At 57.4% G+C, this 23,782-nt stretch carries 21 protein-coding genes and 1 tRNA gene; 5 read left to right on the top strand and 17 right to left on the bottom strand.

The annotated features are described in order from the left end of the window. Nucleotides 1–177 precede the first annotated feature (177 nt). Genes FYJ78_RS05710 through FYJ78_RS05695 form a run of 4 tightly spaced genes read right to left on the bottom strand, consistent with a single transcriptional unit; the run spans nucleotide 178 to nucleotide 4,190 of the window. The gene (locus FYJ78_RS05710) at nucleotides 178–420 is read right to left on the bottom strand and encodes a hypothetical protein (protein WP_154620445.1); all 243 of its coding nucleotides are present in this window, start codon (nucleotides 418–420) and stop codon (nucleotides 178–180) included. A gap of 26 nt (nucleotides 421–446) precedes the next feature. Continuing rightward, on the bottom strand, nucleotides 447–1,148 hold the full coding sequence (cybH, locus tag FYJ78_RS05705; RefSeq protein ID WP_154620444.1) for a Ni/Fe-hydrogenase, b-type cytochrome subunit: 702 nt from the start codon (nucleotides 1,146–1,148) through the stop codon (nucleotides 447–449). 36 nt (nucleotides 1,149–1,184) lie between these two features. Continuing rightward, complete coding sequence (locus FYJ78_RS05700; RefSeq protein ID WP_154620443.1) at nucleotides 1,185–3,098, bottom strand: nickel-dependent hydrogenase large subunit; 1,914 nt, start codon at nucleotides 3,096–3,098, stop codon at nucleotides 1,185–1,187. After that, the gene (locus FYJ78_RS05695) at nucleotides 3,099–4,190 is read right to left on the bottom strand and encodes a hydrogenase small subunit (protein ID WP_328597649.1); all 1,092 of its coding nucleotides are present in this window, start codon (nucleotides 4,188–4,190) and stop codon (nucleotides 3,099–3,101) included. It lies immediately after the preceding gene. 340 nt (nucleotides 4,191–4,530) lie between these two features. On the opposite strand from FYJ78_RS05695, the gene FYJ78_RS05690 reads away from it, so the two are divergent. Next, nucleotides 4,531–4,606: transfer RNA gene (locus FYJ78_RS05690), tRNA-Ala, on the top strand. A gap of 315 nt (nucleotides 4,607–4,921) precedes the next feature. Here the strand turns inward: FYJ78_RS05690 and FYJ78_RS05685 are convergent. The 8 genes from FYJ78_RS05685 to citD form a co-directional block, all read right to left on the bottom strand. Beyond that, entirely contained in the window at nucleotides 4,922–5,431 is a 510-nt protein-coding gene (locus FYJ78_RS05685) for an NUDIX hydrolase (protein WP_154620442.1), read from the bottom strand. Then, the gene (gene larE / locus FYJ78_RS05680; protein ID WP_154620441.1) at nucleotides 5,428–6,249 is read right to left on the bottom strand and encodes an ATP-dependent sacrificial sulfur transferase LarE; all 822 of its coding nucleotides are present in this window, start codon (nucleotides 6,247–6,249) and stop codon (nucleotides 5,428–5,430) included. The genes FYJ78_RS05685 and larE overlap by 4 nt, the downstream gene beginning before the upstream one ends. Before the next feature lie 102 nt (nucleotides 6,250–6,351). Beyond that, a complete protein-coding gene (wbaP, locus tag FYJ78_RS05675; protein WP_154620440.1) occupies nucleotides 6,352–7,776 on the bottom strand; it encodes an undecaprenyl-phosphate galactose phosphotransferase WbaP in 1,425 nt (474 codons plus the stop codon). Nucleotides 7,777–8,025: 249 nt separating this feature from the next. Beyond that, entirely contained in the window at nucleotides 8,026–9,354 is a 1,329-nt protein-coding gene (locus tag FYJ78_RS05670) for a CitMHS family transporter (protein WP_154620439.1), read from the bottom strand. Nucleotides 9,355–9,408: 54 nt separating this feature from the next. Then, complete coding sequence (gene citG, locus FYJ78_RS05665; RefSeq protein ID WP_154620438.1) at nucleotides 9,409–10,335, bottom strand: triphosphoribosyl-dephospho-CoA synthase CitG; 927 nt, start codon at nucleotides 10,333–10,335, stop codon at nucleotides 9,409–9,411. Between the two features lie 63 nt (nucleotides 10,336–10,398). Continuing rightward, nucleotides 10,399–11,958: a citrate lyase subunit alpha gene (citF, locus tag FYJ78_RS05660; protein WP_154620437.1), complete on the bottom strand. Its 1,560-nt coding sequence runs from the start codon at nucleotides 11,956–11,958 to the stop codon at nucleotides 10,399–10,401. A gap of 14 nt (nucleotides 11,959–11,972) precedes the next feature. Next, a complete protein-coding gene (locus FYJ78_RS05655; RefSeq protein ID WP_154620436.1) occupies nucleotides 11,973–12,884 on the bottom strand; it encodes an aldolase/citrate lyase family protein in 912 nt (303 codons plus the stop codon). Next, on the bottom strand, nucleotides 12,881–13,183 hold the full coding sequence (gene citD / locus FYJ78_RS05650; protein ID WP_154620435.1) for a citrate lyase acyl carrier protein: 303 nt from the start codon (nucleotides 13,181–13,183) through the stop codon (nucleotides 12,881–12,883). The genes FYJ78_RS05655 and citD overlap by 4 nt, the downstream gene beginning before the upstream one ends. Nucleotides 13,184–13,431: 248 nt before the next feature. Here citD and FYJ78_RS05645 point away from each other — a divergent pair, with 248 nt between their 5' ends. The 4 genes from FYJ78_RS05645 (at nucleotide 13,432) to FYJ78_RS05630 (ending at nucleotide 17,436) form a co-directional block, all read left to right on the top strand. Then, nucleotides 13,432–14,310, top strand: coding sequence for a LysR family transcriptional regulator (locus tag FYJ78_RS05645; protein WP_154620434.1), 879 nt, complete (start codon nucleotides 13,432–13,434; stop codon nucleotides 14,308–14,310). Nucleotides 14,311–14,323: 13 nt separating this feature from the next. Then, a complete protein-coding gene (gene citC / locus FYJ78_RS05640; protein ID WP_154620433.1) occupies nucleotides 14,324–15,400 on the top strand; it encodes a [citrate (pro-3S)-lyase] ligase in 1,077 nt (358 codons plus the stop codon). Between the two features lie 19 nt (nucleotides 15,401–15,419). Next, nucleotides 15,420–15,929 (top strand): citrate lyase holo-[acyl-carrier protein] synthase, encoded by a 510-nt coding sequence (citX, locus tag FYJ78_RS05635; RefSeq protein WP_154620432.1) that lies wholly within the window; start codon nucleotides 15,420–15,422, stop codon nucleotides 15,927–15,929. A gap of 199 nt (nucleotides 15,930–16,128) precedes the next feature. Beyond that, nucleotides 16,129–17,436 (top strand): dicarboxylate/amino acid:cation symporter, encoded by a 1,308-nt coding sequence (locus FYJ78_RS05630; RefSeq protein ID WP_154620431.1) that lies wholly within the window; start codon nucleotides 16,129–16,131, stop codon nucleotides 17,434–17,436. A 110-nt stretch (nucleotides 17,437–17,546) separates the two neighbouring features. Here the strand turns inward: FYJ78_RS05630 and FYJ78_RS05625 are convergent, their stop codons facing one another. The 5 genes from FYJ78_RS05625 to FYJ78_RS05605 form a co-directional block, all read right to left on the bottom strand. Continuing rightward, entirely contained in the window at nucleotides 17,547–18,263 is a 717-nt protein-coding gene (locus FYJ78_RS05625) for a M48 family metallopeptidase (RefSeq protein ID WP_195847881.1), read from the bottom strand. 60 nt (nucleotides 18,264–18,323) lie between these two features. Then, complete coding sequence (locus FYJ78_RS05620; protein ID WP_235899884.1) at nucleotides 18,324–21,221, bottom strand: EAL domain-containing protein; 2,898 nt, start codon at nucleotides 21,219–21,221, stop codon at nucleotides 18,324–18,326. A 255-nt stretch (nucleotides 21,222–21,476) separates the two neighbouring features. Continuing rightward, nucleotides 21,477–22,757 (bottom strand): purple acid phosphatase family protein, encoded by a 1,281-nt coding sequence (locus FYJ78_RS05615; RefSeq protein WP_154620429.1) that lies wholly within the window; start codon nucleotides 22,755–22,757, stop codon nucleotides 21,477–21,479. 48 nt (nucleotides 22,758–22,805) lie between these two features. Further along, on the bottom strand, nucleotides 22,806–23,015 hold the full coding sequence (locus tag FYJ78_RS05610) for a hypothetical protein (RefSeq protein ID WP_154620428.1): 210 nt from the start codon (nucleotides 23,013–23,015) through the stop codon (nucleotides 22,806–22,808). Between the two features lie 54 nt (nucleotides 23,016–23,069). Further along, nucleotides 23,070–23,735: a flavodoxin gene (locus FYJ78_RS05605; protein ID WP_154620427.1), complete on the bottom strand. Its 666-nt coding sequence runs from the start codon at nucleotides 23,733–23,735 to the stop codon at nucleotides 23,070–23,072. Between the last annotated feature and the right edge of the window lie 47 nt (nucleotides 23,736–23,782).

Here is a 23,782-nt window from a genome sequence, read left to right as displayed (position 1 = left end):
CCGGCCTCCCGCGGCCCTTTCGCGCATGATAAAAGGGACCTGCCGCTGTGCCTCTCCTCCCGGAGAAGGTGCCGGAAAGGGACAGGCCCAGCCGTATTGCCTGAACCTCATCCCGCTCCGGAGCCACCTTCCCTGAGAGGAAGGCTCCAGCGACAACTCCCTCAGATTCTTACCCGCTTATAAAGCGGCTTCCAGACCGCGTGCGTTGAACACGCCCAGAATGTCCATGAGCTTTGTCTTGGACGGGCTGTAATCCACCGTGGTTTCGCCGTCATGCGCATGGATATGGACAAACAGCACGCCCGGCAGTCCGAGCAGGGTCTTTTCGACCTCCTTGGCGCTCTCTTCCGTATATCCCGTCACGGTGAACTGAAGGCGCGTATTGCCGTTCGTTTCGCCGCAGCCACATTCTTTACACATCGTACCAATCTCCTTCCGGCCACTGATTATTTGGCATCCTTTGCCGGCTCGACCTCATTGGCATCCTTCGGAACATGCTCCAGGAACTTCACCCCGGAGAACATCGACGATGCCTCGCCCTCGGCCTCCATGAGGTCAGCGCGAAGAACCATGTAGACATGGCCGATGGCAAAGAGAATGATCAGCCAGGCAACGATATGATGCACCCAGTGCGTCACCATCTCTCCGCCCAGGACCACATTGACCCAGCCGAACAGCACGCCGCCGATATTGGACGGCTCCGTCATGTAGTACATGGCAAACCCGGTGAGGATCTCGACCAGCACCATGACGTAAAGCCCGGCATAGGACATGCGCGCCAGCGGATTGCGCAGGAACGGGGCATGCGACGGCTTCAGCAGCATATAGTGCATCGCGACATCGATCGTCTCACTGTAAAAATGCCCCTCCCAGACCCGCGGGAAAAGCCGGTCGCCTTTATTGACAATAAACCCGTAAATGCGCAGGATAAACGCCGCGCAAAAGGTAAAAGCCGCGATAAAGTGAATGTTTCTTACCCAGTCCATGGACATGGAGGTGTAGGTCGGCTCAATGCCCAGCACCGTGACCGGCTTCGTGATCAGCAGGCCCGTGATGAACAAAACGACGATAGCCAGCACCATAATCCAATGGAAAATCCGCAAAAACGGACTGAACAGGTAGTAGACTTTGCGTTTTTCTTCTTTCATTCTACTGTTCCCTTCCTTTCCATCCAATACACTGGCTTACTTCTCAACATGCGTGCCGGAATACGGATCCGTAGTGATCACATTGATCTTCTCGCCCTTGGCATTGAACATGTGCGTAGCGCAGGCCATGCACGGGTCGAAGGAACGAATGACCTTGACAATTTCCAGCGGCTTGTCCGGAATCTTTACAGCCGTGTCCATCATGGCCATCTCATAAGCGCCGTGTCCGGCCTTGTCGTCACGCGGGCAGGCGTTCCAGGTCGTCGGGACAATGCACTGATAATTGTCCGTCTTGCCGTCCTTGATCGTGATATAATGCGAAAGCGCGCCGCGCGGAGCCTCGTAAAGGCCGACGCCCTTGCACTCTTTCGGCCAGGTGGACGGGTCCCATTTTTCGCTGCTGGCCACTTTCGTATCGCCGGACTTGATGTTGGCGACGAGCTTGTCGAAGAAGAACTTGTTGATCTCGGCAGCCAGCTGGCAGTCCAGCGCACGGGCAGCCGTGCGGCCGACCATCGTCGGCAGCCAGACCTCCGGCGCCAGATTCAGCACCTTGGATACGGCGCCGATCTGATCCATCATCATCTGCTCCGCCCAGGTCAGATCGCCGAGCATACCCTTCTTGGCCTTCGTATAGATGATGATGTAGCGGGCCAGCGGACCGACTTCGCAGAGCTTGCCGCGCCATTTCGGCGTCTTGAGCCAGGAGTATTTGCCGTTTTCGTTGAGTGCCTTCCACTCCGTCGCCGAGCCTTCCTTCGGACCCGTATATTTCGGAGCCGTGATGCCGTCCCACGGATTGCGATCCTGTTCGCCCTTTTCCGGATACTCGTACCAGGAATGTTCCACGCCCTCGGTGAATACCTTCGGATCCTGCACGTCCTCGGCATCGATCTCATAGACCTTGGCCGCGCCGAGACCCTTGCCGAAATCTTCGACTACGCCGTTGCAGCGAACAAGCAGATTCTTAAAGAACGCGCCGTTTGTCGTCCCGGCAGCCGGCTCGATCGGATACGCGCCATAGCCGAGCACGCGCTCCTTCGCCATGCCGCCGCCATCTACGCGGCCCGCCTTGACATAGGCTGCGCCGACAGCGAGGAGATCCGGCAGATAATAGTTATTGACGAGCGAACGGCCCATGTTGATGGCACGGTCGACGATATCGAGACGGGCCGTATTGATCGGCGCGTTGCCGTCGTCCATGGAAATCGCGCAGGGCATGCCGCCAACCACATAATGCGGATGCGGGTTTTTGCCGCCGAAAATGACATGCGGCGTCACCAGCTCGCGCTGCTTGTCCAGCATTTCCAGATAATGCGCGATCGCCATGAGATGAACCTCCGGCGGCAGCAGCTTGTAGTCCGGATGATCCCACCAGTTCGCCGAGAAAATGCCCAGCTGGCCGCTCTCGACGATAGCCTTGACCTTATTCTTGATCTGCTCGAAATACTGCGGCGTCGCAGCGGGGAAGTCGTGCTCAAACGCCTCGGTCACCGAAGCGCCCGGCGCGCGGAACGGCAGCTTGTATGCGTTAAGCGCCGTATTCTGCAGATTGGCCGTCGCGATCGGATCCGCAGCCAAAGCCTCGACCGGGCTTACCCAGTCCAGCGCATGCAGATGATAGAAATGAACCAGATGATCCTGTACCGTCAGCGTTGCCGCCATGATATTGCGGATGTAGTTGGCGTTTTTCGGAATCGTAATCCCCAGCGCGTCTTCCACCGCACGAACGGACCCCAGCGCATGCGCCGTCGTGCAGACGCCGCAGATACGCTGGATATACGCCCACGCGTCACGCGGATCGCGGTCCTTCATGACCAGTTCCAGACCGCGCCATGCCGTACCGGAAGAAAGCGCGTCCGTCACCTTTCCCGAACCTTCGTCCACCTGAACTTCCACACGGAGATGTCCCTCAATGCGGGTTATCGGATCTACTACTACGTGTTTCATTTATTCACCTGCTCCCTCATTCTTCTTCTCATCAGCGATACGTTTTTTCTTCTGAACGACACTGGCGGCCGCATGAGCAGCCACACCGACCGCCGTGACAGCAGCCAGACCGGCGCCGATCTTATCGACATCGCCGATCGGCGGAGCGAACTTCGGCAGACGCTCGCTCATCGCGCCTTCATCCCAGAAATGCGCATTGGAGCACCCAATGCACGGAGCGCCGGACTGAATCGGATAGCTCATCCCCTGGAACCAGCGCAGATTGCCGCAGGAGTTGTACGTCTCCGGCCCGCGGCAGCCCAGCTTGTAAAGGCACCAGCCCGCCTTGGAGCCCGCATCGTCATAGCTTTCGGCAAACATGCCCGCGTCAAAGAACGGACGGCGATAGCAGGTATCGTGAATCCGGTTGCCGTAGAACTGCTTCGGACGGCCTTCGCCGTCAAGCGGCGGAACCGTGCCGAACAGCGCCACATGCATAACCACGCCCGTCATGACTTCCGGAATCGGCGGGCAGCCCGGCACATGGACAACCGGCGTCTTGCCGGCGAAATGAGCAATGCCCGAGGAACCGGTCGGATTCGGCTTCGCCGCCTGAATTCCGCCGGAAACCGCGCAGGTACCGTAAGCGATGACAGCCGCCGCGTTTTCCGCCGCATGGCGCAGCGTATGCGTAAACGTATGGCCGCCGGACATGCAGTACACGCCGTTGTCCTTCGTGCAAGCAGCGCCCTCTACGCAGAGGATGTACTGACCCTTGTACTTCTGAATCGTCTCCTCCAGATGCGCCTCGAACGGCTCGCCGCTGGCCGCGCTGAGCAGATGATCGTACTCCAGCGCGATCTGGCTCAGCACCAGATCCGACGCCAGCGGCGCTCCGGAACGGATAAACGACTCGTCACAGCCCGTGCATTCATGGCCGTGAATCCAAACCACTACCGGCAGAGGCTTTTTCTCTGCAGCCTCCACAACCCTGGACACCTGGTCCATGCCGAGCCCCATCAGGGACGTCAGCGCCACACAGCCTTTGACAAAGCTGCGGCGGCTCATGCCTTTTTTGAGATACAGATCCCACATACTCTCCCGTTTGTCCACTTTTTTACCTCCTCATTTTACCCTTGCGGATACTACGACAGGACGCCTCATACCGATGGCTCATTACCGGCAGGCCTATGGTAATTTATTTGTAACTTCTCTTATTATACGCTGAATAATGGCAAAAATCCATATCTATTATCTTGACCTTCATCGATAAATTTAAATAATGCCCTGCCGAGAGCCTTCACTTTCCATTTTTCGCCGGTTCTTTCTCGTTTTCCTGCCAAACCGGACGGATTTCCCGCAAAAAAATCAAAAATTTCCCCTTGAAAAATATCGTCAAAGGGTCTATACTATATCTTGTTGTTGTGCTTCATACAAAAGAGGCAGCATCAACGGGGACGTAGCTCAGCTGGGAGAGCACCAGGTTCGCAATCTGGGGGTCGAGGGTTCAATCCCCTTCGTCTCCACCATATGAATAGAAGCGGGCAGAAATGCCGCCGGACATAAAGAAAAGGCGTCGCATGAATCTTTGAGGATTTCATGCGGCGCCTTTTTTGTCTGCATCCTGCTCCGCCGCGATGATGCAGGGGCAAACCTCCCCTCATCCGGGCTCGCTGCGCTCACCCACCTCCCCCTAGGGGGGAAGGCATGGATCCGCCATGGAACAAAAAGAAAAAAAGACGGAGATACGCCCACCATAGGGGAAAGGCACGGGCTGTCCCGCCCGCGCCATAGCTGAAAGGATTCTTCCCCCAGAGGGGAAGGCATGGACTTCCGCGGGGAAGTTACCGGGCAAGAGCGACGGGGAGCGGATGCCCGTCGAGGGCGGCCTCGGCCAAGGTTTCCCCTTCATAGCGAAGTTTCAGGGAAAAGAATGTCTGCCGTACTTCCAGCAGATGAAAAAAGATCCGGTCGCCAGCCCATATCGGCAGATCTGCGACTTTGCGCTTGTCAATCCACTCCAGCACGCCTTCGTCGCAGTCCCCGACCGTCCCCTCATAAGCCGTGGCCGTGTAGAGAAACATATACTCCGTCTGCCAGCGGTCCGAGATGAAGGTAATCACGCCCCGCAGCCGGTAGTCCGTCAGAATAAGCCCCGTTTCCTCGCGGACTTCACGCAGCAGACATTCTTCCGGACTCTCATCCTTTTCAAAATGCCCGCCGATGCCGACCCATTTATCCTGATTAATATCCTGTTTTTTTCGTATCCGGTGCATCATCAGATACTGACCGTCTCGCTCGATATAACAAAGCGTGGTCTGATTGCTCTTCGCCAAACCGATCCCCGCTTTCATGCTTTTTCTTCCATGGTTTCATTCATGCTGCCGCTGCGATAACCCAAAAGGTCCAGCGTCACATAAGAAAACCCAATCCGGCGGAATCGCTCCGTCACTTCCGCCCGAAGGTCTTCGGACAGGAACCGGGAAATGTCCTCCGGCAGCAGTTCGATACGGGCCAGATCGCCATGACGGCGAACCCGGAACTGACGGAATCCCCGTCGCAGCAGGACTTCTTCCGCATCATTCACCTGCCGCAGCTTCTCCCCAGTCAGTTCTTCCCCATAGACAAAACGGGAGGCCAGACACGCAAAGGAAGGCTTATCCCATGTCGGAAGTCCCAGTTCCCGGGACAGCCCGCGAATCTCCTGCTTGCCGAGTCCGGCCTCGTGCAGCGGACTGCGGATGCCCAGCTCCTTCAAGGCTTTCCTGCCCGGGCGGTAATCGCCGTCATCGTCGAGATTGGTGCCGTCAACGACCGCGGCCAGATGATGCTCCTCCGCCATGCTCCGAAACTGATGAAACAACGCGTATTTGCAGCGGTAGCACCGGTCCTGCGGATTTTGCCGAATCCCATCGATGGACAAAACATCAAAACGCTTCACGATATGACGGATGCCCTCCCGCTCACAGAACGCCCGCGCCTCCGCGATATCGCGCTCCGGCACAAACGACGATCCGGCGGTAAAGGCCATGACGCGCTCCCCGAGCACATCATGAGCCACCTTCAGCAAAAAGGTGGAATCCACCCCGCCGGAAAAAGCCACCGCGGCACTGCCGATTTCCTCCAGACAAGCCTTGAGACGTCCCAGCTTCTCCTGCATGATTCCGGTCATGTTATTCACCAATCCTTACTTTTCTGCTATGTTTAACAATACTATATTCTATTGTAACATACCCGGCAAGGATCGTGTCGGGAAATTCTGCAAGGAAGAAAATTAATAAGCATCACGTCCGAGAACCACCTTGACCGTCTTGAACAGAATGACGATATCCTGCCACAGATTCCAGTTCCGGACATACCAGGAATCAAGCTTTAACCTCCCGCTGAATGTCACATTGCTTCGCCCGCTGACCTGCCACAGCCCGGTCATCCCCGGCATCGTCATCGCGATAACCGGCAGATACTCCCCCATCGTTTCTTTTTCCCGCGGCAAATACGGACGAGGCCCCACCAGACTCATATTGCCCTGCAGCACATTAAAGATCTGCGGCAATTCATCCATGCTGTATTTGCGGATAAACCTCCCGACTTTTGTAACGCGCGGATCCTCGCCCCGCAGTTTCTGAAACGCCCGCCATTCCTCTTTTGCCGCCGGATGCTGATCCAAAAAATCCAGCAAAATGCGGTCCGCATCAACGTACATGGACCGAAATTTGTAACAGCGGAACAACTTGCCATCTTTGCCAATGCGCTCAGCATTGTAAAACGCAGGCCCATCGGAGTCAAGTTTAATCATGACATACACGGCGAAAAGAATCGGCATAATGACCACGGCAATCATACTGCCCACAATCAGATCAAACAATCGCTTCAACAGCCGGTTAGACAAGCGATTCAGGTTATTTCGCGTCTGCAGCACCAAAAGCTGATCGTCAAAACTGCGCAATACCTTGAGATTCCCTACGGGTATGCCAAACAAATCGGGAATCAGCGACACCTGCTTGACAAAAGGCTGAACGCGATAAAACAAATTGACAATTTCGCCCTTGGACAATCCCGGTATGGCCAGCACCACATCATAAACAGGATGTCTACGCAAAACCTGCTCAACATCCGCAAAACCACCGAGTCGCGGATAAGCCTGCAGCAACGGTTTCGAAGCATCATCCTCAATAAACCCGATAATATCAAAATTCGAACCAAATGCTTTTACAAAACGCTCTGCCGTTCTTCCCGCGCCAACCACAATAACCTGACGCCGCCAAACGCCCAGCCGGTCAAAAAAACACTTCAGCAGACAGCGTTCCACGTAAAGTCCCCAAAAGCTGAAAAACCAGAAAAACAGCAAAAACACACGGGAAAGCGGCATATAACCGAGGTGCATCAAAAAATCAAACACGATAATCGTAAGCACCGCCGCCGCTGAAGCCCGGAATATTTTACGCGCATAATCCGTCAGAACACGCCGCGTGCGATAAAGATCGGCAAACAGCAGATTCGACATGTACAAAACAGGAAGCAGCACCGACCATGTTGCAGGAAGGCAGAGCGGTTCTCCCAGTACCTTTTCGGCCAAAAACACCGAGCCGATCATCGTACCGTAAACGACCAAAAGATCCGCTGCAACCAGAACAACCGGAACCATAAAATAATTCAGTTTACGACCACTGTCATGCCCATTTTTATCATGATATATCATAAAACGTCTCCTGCCGTTATCTTTTTGCGTTAAAATATCCAGTGTATTTATTATATCATATTAAAAATGCAAATTACAGATTTTAAAAGATGTGTATTTAATACAAACAAATAAAGAATACCAGATAAAGGCAGACAAATGGCGCGGGCCGGAATAGATTTTCTACTCCGGCCCGCGCCATAACGGGATTTTATGTAGGGATTTTATATGGGAAACCAACAATGAAGAGTACTAAGCCCCAAAGGAGTTTCAGATGGTGACAATGCCGAGAATCAGTGCCAGAATGAGCGAGATGATGGACAGCGCCCACAGCCATGGCGTACAGAACTTGATCAGCTGCTTGATGGATACGCCGGCCAGACCGCAGCAGAGGAAGGTCGTCGCGGCATGCGGCGTGACCAGAACGGCGAAGTTCTTGCCGACCAGCATCGCATGCGACATGTTTTCCGGCGAGATGCCGTACTGCTGTCCTACGCCGATCGCCAGCGGCAAAAGCCCGAAGAAGTAGGGGCTGGTGCCCAGCATCATGCCGATCGGAACGGCGAAGATTCCCATGATGATATGGAAGTAGGGTCCGAGGAATCCGGGGATGATCGCGACAAGCGTATGCGCCATGGCGTCCATCATCTTTGTCCCGGTCAGCACGCCGAGGAATACGCCGGAGGCCAGCAGGATCATCGGCACGCCGAGCGCCGCACCGGCATGCGCTTTGATTCGCTTCGCCTGCATTTTGGGATCCGGAAAGTTCACGACCAGCGCGAGAGACAGGCCGATCATGAAGGCGGCGTACAGCTGGATATGGGTAAAGCAGAGCATGCCGATGACCGCCGCGGTCAGAAGCAGGTTAAACCACCAGTACCAGCCATGGCGTTTCAGCGACTCGGCTTCCTCATCCGTCTCCTGCCGGGCCGAAGAGGCATCCTCGTCAAGCATGGCCGCCTTGCCCGTCGGATGCAGACCAGCGCCGCGGCGTTTTTCCAGAACGCCCATGAAGGCCGAGAAACCAAGAACCATAAATACACCGGCGATCTGCAGCGGAATCAGCGTATGCCAGAGCGCGTTCACATCCGCGTTCAGGACCACGCCGACGCGGGCGACCGGGCCGCCCCACGGCAGCAGGTTCATGATACTCATCGCCGCGCCGATGATGACGCACAGAACAACGGGGCGGATATGAAGCTTTTTGTAAAGGGGCAGCATCGCGGGAATTGTGACGAGAAGCGTCGCGGCAAGAGCGCCGTCCAGATGCGCGATCGTCGCAATGCAGCCGGTGGCCACGGTGACCAGCACGACGTTCGAGCCTGCCCGCCGGACCAGAAAATTGACCAGCGGATCAAACAGCCCCACTTCGGACATGATCGAGAAATATACGATAGAAAAAATGAACAGGACCGCAACCGGCATGGTCGTGGTTACGCCTTTTTTCATGAATGCCGAAATCTGCGCGAAGTCAAATCCACAGACTACCGCACAGACAATCGGCACAATCACGAAAATCGCCGTTGGATTTGCTTTGGTCTGCAATAGGAGATAGATGATCAAAAAGATCATAATAAAGCCTGTTATTGCTAATAACATCAAAAAACTCCCCCTTCTAATCACGGACAGTTCCGTTCTTTCTTCCTTATTTTTTTATTTCTGCATGACAGCAGGGCAGCCTGTCTCCGCCGGACATTCTCTTTCCTGCGCTCGTCCTTCCGCGGCCTCCAGTTCATACAGGAAATGCGTCACCGCAGTGAGGTCTGCCGATCCGCCCGGGCTGATCCATTTGCGGATAAAGATCTGATCCATTTCTCGGACGGCGGCCCGGCCGGTCTCCGTCTGCATGCCGCCCAGCCGGATGGCTTCCGCCGCAGACTCCTGCACATAGTGAAGTGCGTCCCGGTCGTGGCGGCCCAGAATATTGGTGTCCGCCGTCCCGGCCATCAAGGCCAGCAGCGCATCCACCAGCGCATCGTTGATGCTGCATCCGGCCAGACGCTCCCGGCGATAGACCGGCAGGGACCACTTCCGCACCGATTGAAATCCGCTCTGCGCTTCACCGCGCACGCCGGCCGCGCCAAAACGCAGGTACATGAGCTCCCCCCGGGTAAGTTCGGACTCAGGCTTCAGGGACAGCCCGCTAAAGGCCGCCGCGCAGAGTCCTTCGCACATGCGGGCGGCCAACCCGCAAAGCAGCTCTGAGCCGAGCGGGAGCTGCCGTCCGGCCGCCCATCCCGCCGCGCCGGACAGGAGGCCCAGACTGAAAATCATGCCTTTATGCGTGTTCACGCCCCGCGTCATCGCGAACATGTTCCGCTCGGCGGCCGCGCCGACCGCCTGCAGGTAGGGCAGCAGCGCCTGTATCGGCTCTTCGGTATGGCGAATCCCTTCCGCCGCACATTCGTCAAAGCAATGGCGAAGGGCTGCCGCAGACGACAGAAAGGTAAAGAAATCCATATCGTTATGCGCCCCGGAATTGGCCCGGTCTACGAGGCCCGGCTTCGGGGTGGCCGATACCTCGTACAGCACGGCTTCGACAGCCGCCGCGCCAATCCGGGAAAAGAAACGGCGAGTCATTTTTCTCTTCCTTTCTGTCCAGTCTGCACATCCTGCACCGATCGGGCTTGCAGGATGCCGGAGTCAAAGCTTCAGCGGCTTGATCTTGCGGATCACATCGAGAATCGTTCCATCCCGTGCCTCAAGGACCGCTACGACCCGGTCTTCCCATTCCAAATCATCCGGCGTGCCGACCAGACGATATGCTTTTTCCTGAAGCTCCTGAATGGTGACATGCGGTATCGAAGCCCGGTCAAGGCATTCGATGAGATCGGGACGCTTCGGGTTTACGGCAATGCCATAATCCGTCACCAGAACATCGACGCAGTCTCCCGGCGTCGTGACCGTGACAACCCGTTTGCAGACGGTCGCCATCCGGCCGCGCACCAGCGGCGTGACGATGATGCAGCACTTGCTCCCCTCCGCGGTATCCGGATGACCGCCCGGCGCGCCGCGCAGCACACCGTCGGAGCCGGTCAGGACATTGACATTGAAATCCGTATCGATTTCCAGCGCGGCGAGCACGACAAAATCCAATTTGTTGACATAGGCTCCCTTGTTCGCCGCATTGGCATATTCGCTCGTCGAAATTTCCAGATGCCGGTCCGGATGATCCTGCAGATGCCGGATGGCCTTCATATCGAAATCCTGCGTATCGAGCAGCTTGCCGACCAGACCTTTATCCATGAGGTCGCAGATGTTTCCGCCCATGCCGCCGAGCGCAAAGCCCATCCGGATCCCTTTGTCGACCATATATTGTTCCAGAAAGCGGTTGACCGCCAGCGACGGGCCGCCCACTCCGGTCTGGAAGGAAAATCCTTCCTTAAAGTAAGGCGTCGAGGCGATGACCCGGGCGCAGTTCTCCGCCATCATGAGATTGCGCGGATCCTTGGTGATGCGCGCTTCCTTCGTGCCGATTTTCGCCGGATCGCCGACCGCAGAAACCACGACGACGGCATCGACATCGATGGACCGGATCGGCGCGGGCATATTGGGGAACGGCACCAGCGTGTCCGTAATGACGACGACGTGATCCGCATAGTGCGAGTCCGCGACGGCATATCCCATCGCGCCGCAGTCATGTTTGCCGCCGGTCCCTTTTGCATTGCCGTAATCGTCAGAAGTCGAAGCGGCGATAAAGGAAATATCAATGTGAAGTTCTCCCGTTTCAATCGCCCGGGGACGTCCGCCGTGGCTGCGGATGACCGCCGGCGTCCGGAGCTTGCCGGCAGAAATGACCTCGCCGATGCGTCCGCGCACGCCAGAGGACTGAATCCCGATGATTTTGCCCTGCTCGATGTAGTCGGCCAGACGATCCTGAGCCGATCCCAGCGAGGTTGTCGCGACCGTCAGATCTTTGAGGCCCATCTCCTCGACGAGTACCTTCATGACCATACTCGTGACGTAATCGCCGTTGCGGAACGCATGATGAAAGGAAACCGTCATGCCGTCATGCGCGCCGCACCGCTCGCAGGCCTCGCGAATGGAGCCAAGCACTTTGCTTTCCTGCGGTTTTTCACGGCGGACAGCCATCGGTCCGGCTTTCCGGAACGACTTTCCGTCCATATGATATTTCCCCTGATAGACTTCCCGCCCGTCCGTCAGAAGTTCATCCGGTATCTCCCTGCCTACTGCATTGATCAATGGTCTCATCCCCCTTATAAATCGCCGTGATAGACGCCGCATGCCTTTGCCAGGGCAAGAACGCGGTCCGCGTCTTTGATAAACGCGATATCAACCATCTTGCCATTGACGGTATAGACGCCGACTCCGCGCTGCGACTGCTCCCGATAGGTGCGGACATAAAGCTCGGCCGTTTCGATTTCCTTCGGCGTCGGCGCCAGCGTCTGATGCACATAGGCGATCTGACGCGGATTGATCAGGCTCTTGCCGTCAAAGCCCATATCGTGAATCATGCGGACTTCCGCTTCAAACCCCTCTTCATCATCGAGATTGGTAAATACCGTATCAAAGCACTGAACGCCGGCCGCACGCGCCGCCATGACGATCAAGCTCCGCGCGGTGTTGAGCTCGATCCCGCCGGGGACATAATGCGTGTGCATGCTGCGGTGGAAATCCCCCGCCGACAGAGCGATGCCGAAAAGACGGTCGGACGCAGCGGCGATTTCCGGCGCATTCAGTACGCCTTTCGGGCTTTCCAGCGCCGCCATAATGAGGGTGCGTCCTTCCCCGACACCAAATTCCCGCTCTGCAGCCAGCACATGCTCTTCGACGAGACGGACATCCTGCGCGCTCTCGCAGGTCGGAATGCGGACGCCGTCTACGCCGCCCGCCACGGCGCAGCGGATATCTTCCTGCCAGTGCGGCGTATCGAGTCCGTTAATGCGGACGATCACCTCCGTCTGTCCGTAATCAATCGCGGTCAGAGCATGGTACAGGGAAAACCGGGCCGCATCCTTCTGATTTTCCGCCACGGCATCCTCCAGATCCAGCATGATGCTGTCCACACCGTAAATATACGCATCCTTGATGAGGCCCGGCTTCTGCGCGTTCATGAACAGCATCGTGCGGCGCAGGCGGAACCGTTCCGGCTTCGGACGTGGAATCATCGTATGTCACCTCCCCAGGGAACCTTCCCGGCGGAAATTCCGTTGCTGCGGAACACCGCACATTCAACCCGTGCTTTCAGCGTACAGTCCAGCGCGCCTTTATCAACGACCTTGATCCGGCAGTCCCTCACCCCCAGCCGGGCCAGCACATCCAGCACCGTCGCCCGGATCTGACGGCCGTACTGATTCATGACGCTGCTTTCAAGCGTCAGCTCAATGCCGCTGTCCCCCGGAGAAACCGTGACCTGTGCGTCGCTGGATTCCAGCGTCCCGGCCAGAGCCGTTTTCCGTATCTCCATCTCTGTCACTCCTTTTCTTCCTCCTGCCGCCCTCGCGGCGCCCGATGGATCGGATTTCTTTTCTCTTTTATTTAATATTAATTCTGACGATTTGTAAAAGTTCTATTTTTCCTGTCATACAATTCCTGATGGGAATGATCTTGTGAAAAACTGCGCATATTCTATCGTGATTTCCGATTTGCCACAGCCAAAAAGAATGGATATAATAAAAAATAAAGACAAACAGGAATGGAAAGGAAGTGACTTTCTTGGACGAACAGGATTTTCAGTTGCTGCAGGTTCTGGACCGCACACACAATATCACCCATGCTGCGGATGAACTTTACATCACGCAGTCCTCGGTCTCCAAACGAATCCGCCTGCTGGAACGCGAGTTGGGCAGCACGCTTCTGCTGCGTTCGCGGCAGGGCATCCAGTTCACGCCGGCCGGTGAGATCGTCCTGCAGCACACACAGGCCATACTGCGGGAACTCAATGCCATCCGGCAGGATCTCGCCGCCGCAAGCGGAACGATCGCCGGAACGCTTCGCGCCGGCGTCTCCATCAACTATGCCATGTACCGCCTGCCCGACCAGCTCGCGGAATACAACCAGCGCTATCCGCATGTCAGCACCCGGATCATCACCACGCAAAGCCAGACCGTCTACTCCATGCTGCTGGCCAATCAGATCGACGTCGGCATCCTGCGCGGCGAACATGCCGAATGGCGCGGCCAGCGCATCCTGCTTGACCGGGAGCCAATCTGTGCCATCACCAGCCAGCGGGACGCGGATAAACCGCTTGCCGGTCTTCCGCAGATCCACCGGCAGGCCGATATCGATATGGAGCGTGAAATCACGCAGTGGATGCACGAGAACCGCATCTCCTCTTCCCAGAACCGCATCGAAGTGGACAGCACGGCCACCTGCATCAAAATGGTTGAGCGGGGGCTGGGCTGGGGCATCGTTCCCCGCATTTGTCTGGATGAGTTCCACGGATCGATCCGGCCGCTCTATTTTTCAAACAACGAACCGCTGATCCGGTCCACCTACATCATGTTTGCCCCGCAGGCCCTCGAACTGCCGCAGGTCCGTGTATTCATCGACCTGATCCGCAGCCATGCCCGCCGGGAAACGGCAGACGTTTAAGGAGGAATGTCCCATGGCGAATCTTCGCCGTATCTTTTTGTCTGACCGGACAGCTCTTTCGGCCGCCGATCAGCTGATGAAAAAAGCTGGCATCCGACGGGATCCGCACCTCGATTATCTCTGCGGAATCTACGAGGACAGCGAGGCGCTTATCGCCGTCGGCGGCTGCTATGGCAATACCCTGCGCTGCTTTGCCATCGATCCGGAGCATCAGGGCGAAGGGCTTCTCCCTCCCCTGCTCACGCATCTGATCGATCTGCAGCAGGAGCGCGGGAACACCGGACTCTTTCTCTATACCAAGCCGGATGCCGCCCGCTATTTCTGCGATCTCGGCTTCTATGAGATCGCCCGGGCCGGCGATACGCTCGTGTTCATGGAAAATCAGCCGGACGGATTTTCCCGCTGTCTCCGCCGCCTGCAGGATGAAACCGACCAGGCCATGCGGCAGTGGGCCGGCCCGCCGGTCCCGTCCCGTCCGTCTGCCGCCATCGTCATGAATGCCAATCCATTCACCTGCGGCCATAAGTATCTCATCGAACAGGCCGCCGCCAGGGAATCCGTTCTGCATCTCTTTCTCGTCAGCGAAGATGTCAGCCTGTTCCCCTTTGCGGTGCGCCGCCGGCTTGTTCAGGAAGGAATCTCTCATCTGCCGCATGTCATTTTGCATGACAGCGGCCCGTATATCATCAGTCAGGCCACCTTCCCCAGCTATTTCCAAAAAGATGACGAAGCGGTCAGCCGCGGCCACGCCCTGCTGGACATCACGATCTTCCGGCATATCGCCGCCGCTCTCGGAATCAGCCGGCGCTACGCCGGAGAGGAGCCGTTCAGCGCCGTCACGAACCTGTACAATCAGGTCATGCGGAAGGAGCTGCCCAAGGCCGGCGTACAGTGTACCATCCTGCCGCGTCTGTGCCGCGGCCAAACGCCGGTCAGCGCTTCGGCCGTCCGCCAGATTCTAAAAGATCGCGGCCCTTCCGACGAACTTTCAGGGCTGGTGCCCGAGTCCACATTGCGCTGGCTCCGCAGCCCTGAGGCGGCGCCGGTCCTGCAGCGGATCGCCGCACAGCAGGACGTCCGCCATCACTGAGAACAAGGAGGGATTTGCTATGTTGCAAGGCCATCCGGTAAACCTGACCGACATGCTCGCCGCCCGCGAAGAACGCGCCCGGCAGCAGCTTGCCCTGCGTCAGGCATGGAATCTTCCCCTGCTTTCCTTTTGCCTGAATATCCCCGGCCCCGTCAAAACGACGCCGCTGCTCCGGCGCCTTTTCCGCGACACGCTGCAGCGGATCCAAAAGATTCTCTCCGAGCAGGGCATCGCGGTCCGCGAGCTCCGGGAGCGCCACGAAACGACCGGCGACGAAGCCCTGCTCGCTCTCGACGGGGAAGCCGCCAAAGTCAAGCAGATCATGCTCCGGGTGGAAGAAACCCATCCGCTCGGACGGCTCTTCGATCTGGACGTCCTCACCGCGGACGGGCAGAAGCTTTCCCGCCCGCAGCCGCGCCGCTGCCTGCTCTGCGGCCGTCAGGCGCAGGACTGCGCCCGCAGCCGCCGCCACACCGTCGAAGCGCTGACGGCGCAGATCGAATCCATGCTCCGCCGATACTATGATTAACGCGCAGCAAAAGGGCGGATGCCCCCGCGGACGGGAGCATCCGCCCTTTTGCTGTCTTTGCCTCCGATATGGGAGCCGCCAGCCGTCCATCCCAAAAATTCTCTTGACATCGGTTTTCCATACCGTTATAATGTATAGCATATTAAACATGTATGCTTTATTTTATGGAATGATTCATTTTTAGAAAGAAGGTTTTCCTATGGCAGAACAAAACAACGACAGCGTCCGCCGGGCAAAGGACGCCGCCCTGCGCAAACACAACCCGGGCGCCAGCCGGAAACAGCTCGTGCTCTGGCTCGGCGCACTGGTCCTCGGCGCCATCCTCGGCTGGCTCGGCATCAAACCTCTCAATGATCTCTTTAATTTCATCGCGACCGTCTTTACGCGGCTCTTCCAGTTCATCGCTGTGCCGACCATCGCGCTGGCGGTCATCACGACGCTTGCCTCTCTGGGCGGCAAACGCGAGACAAAACGCATCTTTGCGCATGCCGTGACCTATACGCTGCTCACGACCATCTCCGCGGCCGCCGTCGGGCTCGTCCTGTATCTCTGGATCGCGCCGGGCAATCTGCCGGCGGAAGTCGTCGGTGCCGGCGCCGCCGCTGTCCCGACGGACAAGGTGGGCAGTCTTTCCTATTACGACCACTTCCTGACGGTGATCCCGAATAACATCCTGCAGCCGTTTCTGGCCGGGAATGTCCTGTCCGTCATGATTATCGCCGCTTCCGTCGGTCTGGCGCTGGCCTTTATGCCCAAGACGGAAAACCGCGCCGTACTGCTCAAGGGACTCTACGGGATTCAGGAGCTTCTGTTCACCCTGATCAAGGCCATCCTCTGGGCGCTGCCGGTCGGCATCCTCGCTTTTTCCGGACAGCTGGCCGCTCAGGTGCAGGCCGGCGTCATCGTCGGCGCGCTGGGCAAATATGTCGCGGTCGTTCTCGGCGGCAACACCATCCAGTTCTTCATCGTCCTGCCGCTTTTCCTGCTGGCCCGTGGTCTGAACCCGCTGGCCGTCTTTAAGAAAATGTCGCCGGCCATCGCCGTTGCGCTGTTCACCAAAAGCTCCGCCGGCACGCTTCCGGTCACGCTGGCTTCGGCGGAAGTCAACCTGAAAGTCAATCCGAAGGTCTCCCGCTTCGTCCTGCCGATCTGCACCACGATCAACATGAACGGCTGCGCGGCGTTTATTCTGGTCACTTCGCTGTTCGTCATGCAGAATGCGGGCTTTGAACTGACCCTCGGAACGATGATCGCCTGGCTCTTCATCGCCGTCCTCGCCGCGATCGGCAATGCCGGCGTACCGATGGGCTGCTATTTCCTGACGCTCTCCCTTATGAGCTCAATCGGCGCGCCGATCGGTCTCATGGGCGTCATTCTGCCGATCTATACCATCATCGATATGATCGAAACGGCAGAAAACGTCTGGTCGGATGCTTCGGTCTGCGCCATGACCGATCACGACCTCAAAGACCAGCTCGACAAAGAGCCTGCCGTCTCCGCATCCTGAGACACGGGATAAATCCGGCCCCATAAGCATCAGATAAAAACAAGGAAAGGGATCTGGCAAGAACAGCTCTTGCACAGATCCCTTTTTCGCGCGTTCCTTTATCTATCGGTTCAAAGATTCCCCTGACTCCGGTTCAGCAGGGCGCGCGTCTCCCGCCATGACGGCATATAGCGATCCAGCAGCGCATAAAAGCGGCGGTTATGATACCGTTCGACGAGATGCAGCAGCTCGTGGAGCAGCACGTACTCCAGACAGCGGCGCGGTTTCGCGGCAAGCTGCAGGTTGAGCCAGATGCGCCGCGCCCGGATGTTGCAGGTTCCCCAGCGCGTTTTCATGTTTTTGATCCGCCACTCTTCCGCAGCGAGTCCGGTCTGCGCGCTCAGTCCCGGCAGGACCTCCCCGATTGCGCGGGCAAGTTCCCGGCGATACGCCTCATGCGCGAGATGGACGCGCCGCGCCTCCGCCGCGCCCGGCGGCAGCCAGAGGAACGCCCGGCCGTCCTGCAGGCGAAATCCTTCCATGCGCTCCGCGCTTTCCACCAGAATCCGCCGCTCCCCCCAGAGCCAGATCGTCTCCCCCGTCCGATAGCGGTGCGGCTGCCGCTTCGGCAGAGCCTGCAGCTCGCGCCGCTTTTGCCCGATCCAATCCGCGTTGTCGCCGACAAAACGCTCCAGCACAGAGCGCGGTACGCCCGGCGGCGCAGAAAGCGTCACCTGACCGTCTTCGCCGCGGACGCGCAGATGGATCCGCCGGATGTTTTTGCGCGTCAGCTCCACCGGCACGCCGGCCAGCAGAGTATACGCCGTATGCGCAGTATGCTTTTCCACAAATCCGCCTCTTTTCTCCTGTAACAATATGGCATCCCGGCTCAGTTGCATCCGTCTGGATCATTTTCCGTTTGTTTCTTTTGTCCCCGGGCCGCCGCTGTGAAGGCGCCGCATGGCCAGACGATAGAGATGCGTGGCATTGCGCCGCACCGCCTTGCGTATATCCGGATCGTCCGCATGAACGACGCTGTAACGGAAGGTGATGGTGACCGGTGTGCCGCCGACCTGATGGATGCCCTGCAGCTTCTCCTGAATGCGGCGGGCCATGCGCTCCGACTCCTGCGGCTGGTTTTCGCGGCGCAGAATCGCAAAATCAAACTCCTTGATCCGCGCTATGACGGAATCTTTGCCGGCAATCTCCCGCAGACAGCGGGCTTCTTCACAAACCAGCGCCCGCAGGAGCATGGGTTCGTAAGACTCCTTCAGCAAGTCGTCCGAGCGGCTCTCAAGGAGAATCAGGCTGAACGGCTGATGCTGCACAGTATACGCTTCATGATAGCTGAGCAGCGCACCGAGGAATCCCTGCCGGTTCCGCAGTCTCGTCACAGGATCCTCATAGGGCGACGGGCGGTCTTGGCCGAACCCCCGGTACATATCATCGGCATCAAAGAATACGCCGAGCAGGCCGATGATCTGCCCACCCTGATACAGGGGCCACTTATAACAGGTGATATGATGCAGACCCCCCTTGACGACGCATTCCCCCGGCACATTTTCGACCACCCGTCCCGTGCGCAGGACATCAATCTCATCCAGACGATACAAGTCGTTATCCACATGCCAGTTCAAATCCTCATCCGTCTTGCCGATGATAACCTGTTCCGACTCGAAGCCATAGTGCTTCAAAAAGGCCTTCGTCGCCCCCAGAAAACGGCGCTGGCGATCCTTCCAGAAATAGCAGAACGGAGTATTCCGGCAGAAATTCCGCCAGAGGAGTTCCGGCAGCCCGCTTCCGGCCGTATGCTGCGTTTCCGGCAAAGCCGCCCGCTGCTCCACCATTCTGGCTGCCATCATCACAGCGGGATCCTGCCCATTGGAGAGCAGCACCACGGCGCACTCCCGCCAGTTGTAATTGCCATGCCGGTCGCGTATGCGGAAGCGGCATGAGATGCGGGCCGAGGCGCTCTGCCGGATGCGCCCGACAATCGTATCAACATCGAAGAACGCAAGATACCGCTCCCGATCGTCTTCGTAAACGTAGTTCTGCGCGATATACCGCACGGTCTGACGAAAGCCCTGCGTCTTTTCCTTAAGCGACGGCAGACTGAAGCTGGTGTGCGCGTAAAGACGCTCCATCCTGTCCTGCCGGATATGTATCAGATAAACATCCTCAAACATCGCATAAAGATAGCGCAGATTCTCATCGAGTTTGCTCTGACGGCGTCCCGCATCGCTTTGCGAGAGATTCTGTATTTCCACATAAATCAACAGGTGCTGATTCATTTCACAGACTACCTGCAGCGCTATATTAACATAGTCGCCGCCATCGACGTAAAAGTACGTCTCCATCTGACCGCTCTTGCGTGAACGATCGACATACGCCCAAAAGGTACGCACAATCCCTTCTTTTTCCTGGCGCTTCAGATTTTTCTCAATATCCTGAAGCTGATAACCCAGCTCATGAATCTGCTCCCCATAGGTTTTATTGGCATACAGGCAATGAACATGACCATCCTCACTGCGGTCAAACAAAGCATAGGCTCTGTCGGTCTGACGGATGAACATGCTCGCGACATCATAATAATGGCACCACTTGCGCGGCTCAACGCCGCGTCCCTCCGACTCGATATGCGTCAGGGTTCCGCCGATCGGCTGCGGCTTGCCATAAAAATACCCCTGCTGGCGTCCGCAGCCGATCGAAGCAAGAAAATCGGCATGTTCTTTGGTCTCCACACCTTCCGCCAAGGTCTTGATCCCAAGCTCCTTGGCCATGGCAATCACTGCCGTGACAATGCTGCGCGACTCCACGGTAAAGCTGCGCAAAAAACCCATATCCAGCTTGATGAGATCGATGTTGTAATCCTTCAGGATATTCAGCGAGGAATACCCGCTGCCGAAATCATCCAGCCATACTTCATACCCCTTTTCCCGCAGGCGGTCAATCGTCTGATGCACCGCAGCCGAATCCTGTCCAAGTGTGCTTTCCGTAATCTCCACATGCAAAAAATCACGAGGCAGGCTGTATCTCTGCCGTATCTGCTCAATGACCTGACAGACATCCATCAGATCAAAATCGCAGCGCGACAAATTGACTGAAACCGGCGTGACGGACAAGCCCTCATCAAACCGCTGCCGCATCATGCGGCAGGCCTCCTCAAGGACAAACGAATCCAGACGATAAATCAGGCGCACCTGCTCCAAAACAGGAATAAAAGCCGCCGGCGAGAGGAAGCCGACATGCGGATCGACCCAGCGGGCCAGCGCCTCCATGCCGCAAAGCTCTCCCGTCAGCGTGCGGATAACGGGCTGATAATAAACCTGAATCCACCGATTTGCCACGGCCTCATCCAGATGGCCGACCACATAGTCGCGGATATCGCGATCTACCATCTGCCCCGGCTGCGGGATATCGATTTCCTGCAGGGTACAGTAAAAGACGGGGCCGAACTCCTCCGTCCCGACCAGATGCCCCGAAATATCCGCGTAGCGAATGCGGCTTTCCCGCGTAAAAAGATGACTCCGGACATGCTCGAACCGATCGTTCTTTGCCTGAATCTCATGATCGATCTCCCGCTCGACACGCGTCCGGTCGTTCACGGAAATAATATTGCGCACATCCTGCTCAATATGGCGGCAAAACTCCCCAAAATCGCGGCAGTCAAACAACCGCAGCATTTCATCATTGGCATAAAGCAGCCGATATGGCTCCTGCGCCTGTGCAATGAAAAAACCACAGGGCAGATTCTCGATCATGCCGTGAAACCGGCTCAGATCAGCGTTACAATACTCCGATTCCAACGCGCATCCTCCTTCCCCTCGCTCCCGTTCCCGTCAGAGCCGGCTCTCTGCTGCACCGCCCCTGCACGGCAAATTCACAAACAATTCCTATAACTAATTATACTCTCGCGGCCATCCGCCTGACAAGGACGTTCCAAAAGAAGAACCAGCCATAAAAAAAGGTTCAAAGGAAGGTCTCCCGCCTGTGAAGGAGCTCCTCCTCTGAACCGGACAGCCAGCCGCTGTTCCTGTATGCTTTTTCCCGCCAAATCCATCTCATTTCTTCAAAACCGCTTCGTCGATCTTCGTGCCGTCCGGCAGAAAGCAGCGGATGGTCAGGCTGTCCCCGCTGACATCCAGCGTGAGATAGTTGTCCGTCTCCGGCTGCGGCGCGACAAATTCATCCAGCGCATGATCCACCCAGAGTCCGGGATAACGCACGTTGCCGGCTACGCCGGTAAGAATATAAAGCGGCCCGGCCGCATCGCGCCGAAAATTCTTGATATGCCCGCGGTTGCGGTAGGTATGAAGATGCGCCGACAGCACGAGATCGATCCCCGCCGCGTCAAAGAGCGGCATCCATGCCCGGCCTTCATCAGAAAAACCCTCGGCGCGCTCCGGGCGGTTATGGATGCGGTACTGCAGCGGATCCTTGTGCATGAGCACGACTTTCCATGGCTTGTCCGTGCGCCGCATATCCTCCCGGAACCATTCCTGCTGGCGCTGGAGAATCTGCGGATGCCACTCCTGTTCCTCATCCTGCTGCGTATCGAGCACCGCAAAATGCACCGGCCCATAGTCAAAAGAATAATAGCGGCGGTCGTCCTCGGCGACACCGTTGCCGGGCACGGCAAACAAGCGGAGATACGCGGCAGGCTCGCGCACCTTCCACTGCTGATTGTACGTTTCATGGTTCCCCATGAGCGGCGCTGCGGGAATGCGGTTGATGATCCCCTCAACCGCATCGAACCAGGCCGCCCACTGCGTATGATCCTCGCCATTGTCCACGAGATCGCCCATATTGACGAAAAACGATGCCTCGGGCGTCCGCGCGGCGGCGTCCTGTGCAAGCTGCTTCCAGCCCGAGTAGTCATTGGACTGCGAATCAGGGAAAATGAGCGCCGTAAACGCGCCGCCATCCTCCGTCGTCAAAGAATTCCACGCGCCGGCCTCGCCGTCCGCTGTAACGCGATAACCATACGGCGTGCCGGCGGAAAGGCCGGTCAGCGCCGCCGTGTAAAGATAATTTGTCACTCCATCATCGCTGAACACTTCCTCCTGCGCGGGGAAAACAGTTCCGCCGCCCTCGCCGCCTGCCAGCTCCACCGCCGGCGAGGTCAGCCGCACCGGCGACTGCCACATGACGGTGCGGGACGCCTTATTGTCTCCGGCCACAATCTGGCGCAGCGCCCAAACCTTGTCGCCGCCCAGCAGCACGGCGGCCTTCTCCTTCACCTGCGGCAGCAGCAGCCCGCGGGCAAAGGCCCAGCCACCTCCCCCGAGCAGCGCCGTCCCGGCGCAAAGCCCTAAAAACTGCCGCCTCGTAATCTTCTTCAAGCCATTTCCCCCTCTTTATAGATCCAAACACCTTCGCAGATACTCAGCTCACGGTTCATCAGGCGCCATACAAGCGGGCTGTGTCCTGCTTTGCTCCACGATTTCCTGCGAGAGACGCACATATTCCTCACGGGAAATATCTTCCTGCACGGCAATCTGCCACAAGAAAAGCCATCCGGCAGCAAGTCCCCCAAAAACAACAACAAGTCCGGCCACACATAAACGAAGCACCCAGTCCTCTTTATCGTATTTCTTCAAGATCTGCCCCCCTTACTGCCGTTCATACCAAAAGACATTCAAGCCGAAAAACCATCAATTCCCAAGCTTCAGCGACTTCACCCAGTCCGTAACCTTGGCATCGCTGAGGCTGCCGGTAAAGCACATGCCGTCCTGCCAGCTGCCCTTGCCTCCGGCCATCTCGGCGAGGAGTTTGCCGCTGTTTCCGAGCGGAGAGCTTGCGGCCGTCGCGAACGTCACGACATGCTTGCCCGTGAAATCGTTGGCCTTGACAAAGGCATCGACCGGCCAGGCCGCGATGCCCCACCAGATCGGATAGCCGATGAAGACCGTGTCGTACGAGGCCCAGTTGTCGGGCACGGCCTTCTGGAGACGAATCTTCTCGCGCAACGAAGCGTCGTCGTGCTCGCGGCTCACGCGGCTGCTCGTGTCATTGTAGTCGAGATCTGCCTCTGTGTAATCCGGCGAGGGGACGAGCTTCATGATGTCTGCCCCGCGCTCTCTGGCAATGACCTCAGCCACACGCTCCGTGCGTCCTGTGGCTGAATAATAGACGACAAGCGTCTTGCCGCCTGCCACCCCTGCCGTACCCGACGAGGAGGACGATGCCGTGCCGGCGGCCGCGCTGCTGCCAGCCTGTCCGCCCGATGACTCCCCCGTCAGCGAGGACAGGCCGCATCCGCCAAGCACCATAGCCATCATGCTCATGCCACCAATTCTCAAAAACTCTCTGCGATTCATTTCAATCGCACTCCTTTCCAAAGCGATATAGTGAGACTTATTCAGCG

Origin of the sequence: Wylensekiella montiformis (assembly GCF_009697385.1) — a bacterium.
Lineage (GTDB): Bacteria > Bacillota > Negativicutes > Selenomonadales > Selenomonadaceae > Selenomonas_A > Selenomonas_A montiformis.
The sequence above is the reverse complement of the archived record's forward strand: the minus strand, read 5'-3'. Positions and strand labels throughout refer to the sequence as shown.

What these genes read in the sequence shown, in the direction of transcription:
- citG (WP_154620438.1), bottom strand. Translation starts at nt 10,335, where the DNA reads ATGACTCGCCGTTTCTTTTCCCGGATTGGCGCGGCGGCTGTCGAAGCC.
- citD (WP_154620435.1), bottom strand. Translation starts at nt 13,183, where the DNA reads ATGGAGATACGGAAAACGGCTCTGGCCGGGACGCTGGAATCCAGCGAC.
- larE (WP_154620441.1), bottom strand. Translation starts at nt 6,249, where the DNA reads ATGACCGGAATCATGCAGGAGAAGCTGGGACGTCTCAAGGCTTGTCTG.
- FYJ78_RS05655 (WP_154620436.1), bottom strand. Translation starts at nt 12,884, where the DNA reads ATGATTCCACGTCCGAAGCCGGAACGGTTCCGCCTGCGCCGCACGATG.
- FYJ78_RS05605 (WP_154620427.1), bottom strand. Translation starts at nt 23,735, where the DNA reads ATGAATCGCAGAGAGTTTTTGAGAATTGGTGGCATGAGCATGATGGCT.
- citX (WP_154620432.1), top strand. Translation starts at nt 15,420, where the DNA reads ATGTTGCAAGGCCATCCGGTAAACCTGACCGACATGCTCGCCGCCCGC.
- FYJ78_RS05710 (WP_154620445.1), bottom strand. Translation starts at nt 420, where the DNA reads ATGTGTAAAGAATGTGGCTGCGGCGAAACGAACGGCAATACGCGCCTT.
- FYJ78_RS05700 (WP_154620443.1), bottom strand. Translation starts at nt 3,098, where the DNA reads ATGAAACACGTAGTAGTAGATCCGATAACCCGCATTGAGGGACATCTC.
- cybH (WP_154620444.1), bottom strand. Translation starts at nt 1,148, where the DNA reads ATGAAAGAAGAAAAACGCAAAGTCTACTACCTGTTCAGTCCGTTTTTG.
- wbaP (WP_154620440.1), bottom strand. Translation starts at nt 7,776, where the DNA reads ATGATATATCATGATAAAAATGGGCATGACAGTGGTCGTAAACTGAAT.
- FYJ78_RS05685 (WP_154620442.1), bottom strand. Translation starts at nt 5,431, where the DNA reads ATGAAAGCGGGGATCGGTTTGGCGAAGAGCAATCAGACCACGCTTTGT.
- FYJ78_RS05630 (WP_154620431.1), top strand. Translation starts at nt 16,129, where the DNA reads ATGGCAGAACAAAACAACGACAGCGTCCGCCGGGCAAAGGACGCCGCC.
- citC (WP_154620433.1), top strand. Translation starts at nt 14,324, where the DNA reads ATGGCGAATCTTCGCCGTATCTTTTTGTCTGACCGGACAGCTCTTTCG.
- FYJ78_RS05670 (WP_154620439.1), bottom strand. Translation starts at nt 9,354, where the DNA reads ATGTTATTAGCAATAACAGGCTTTATTATGATCTTTTTGATCATCTAT.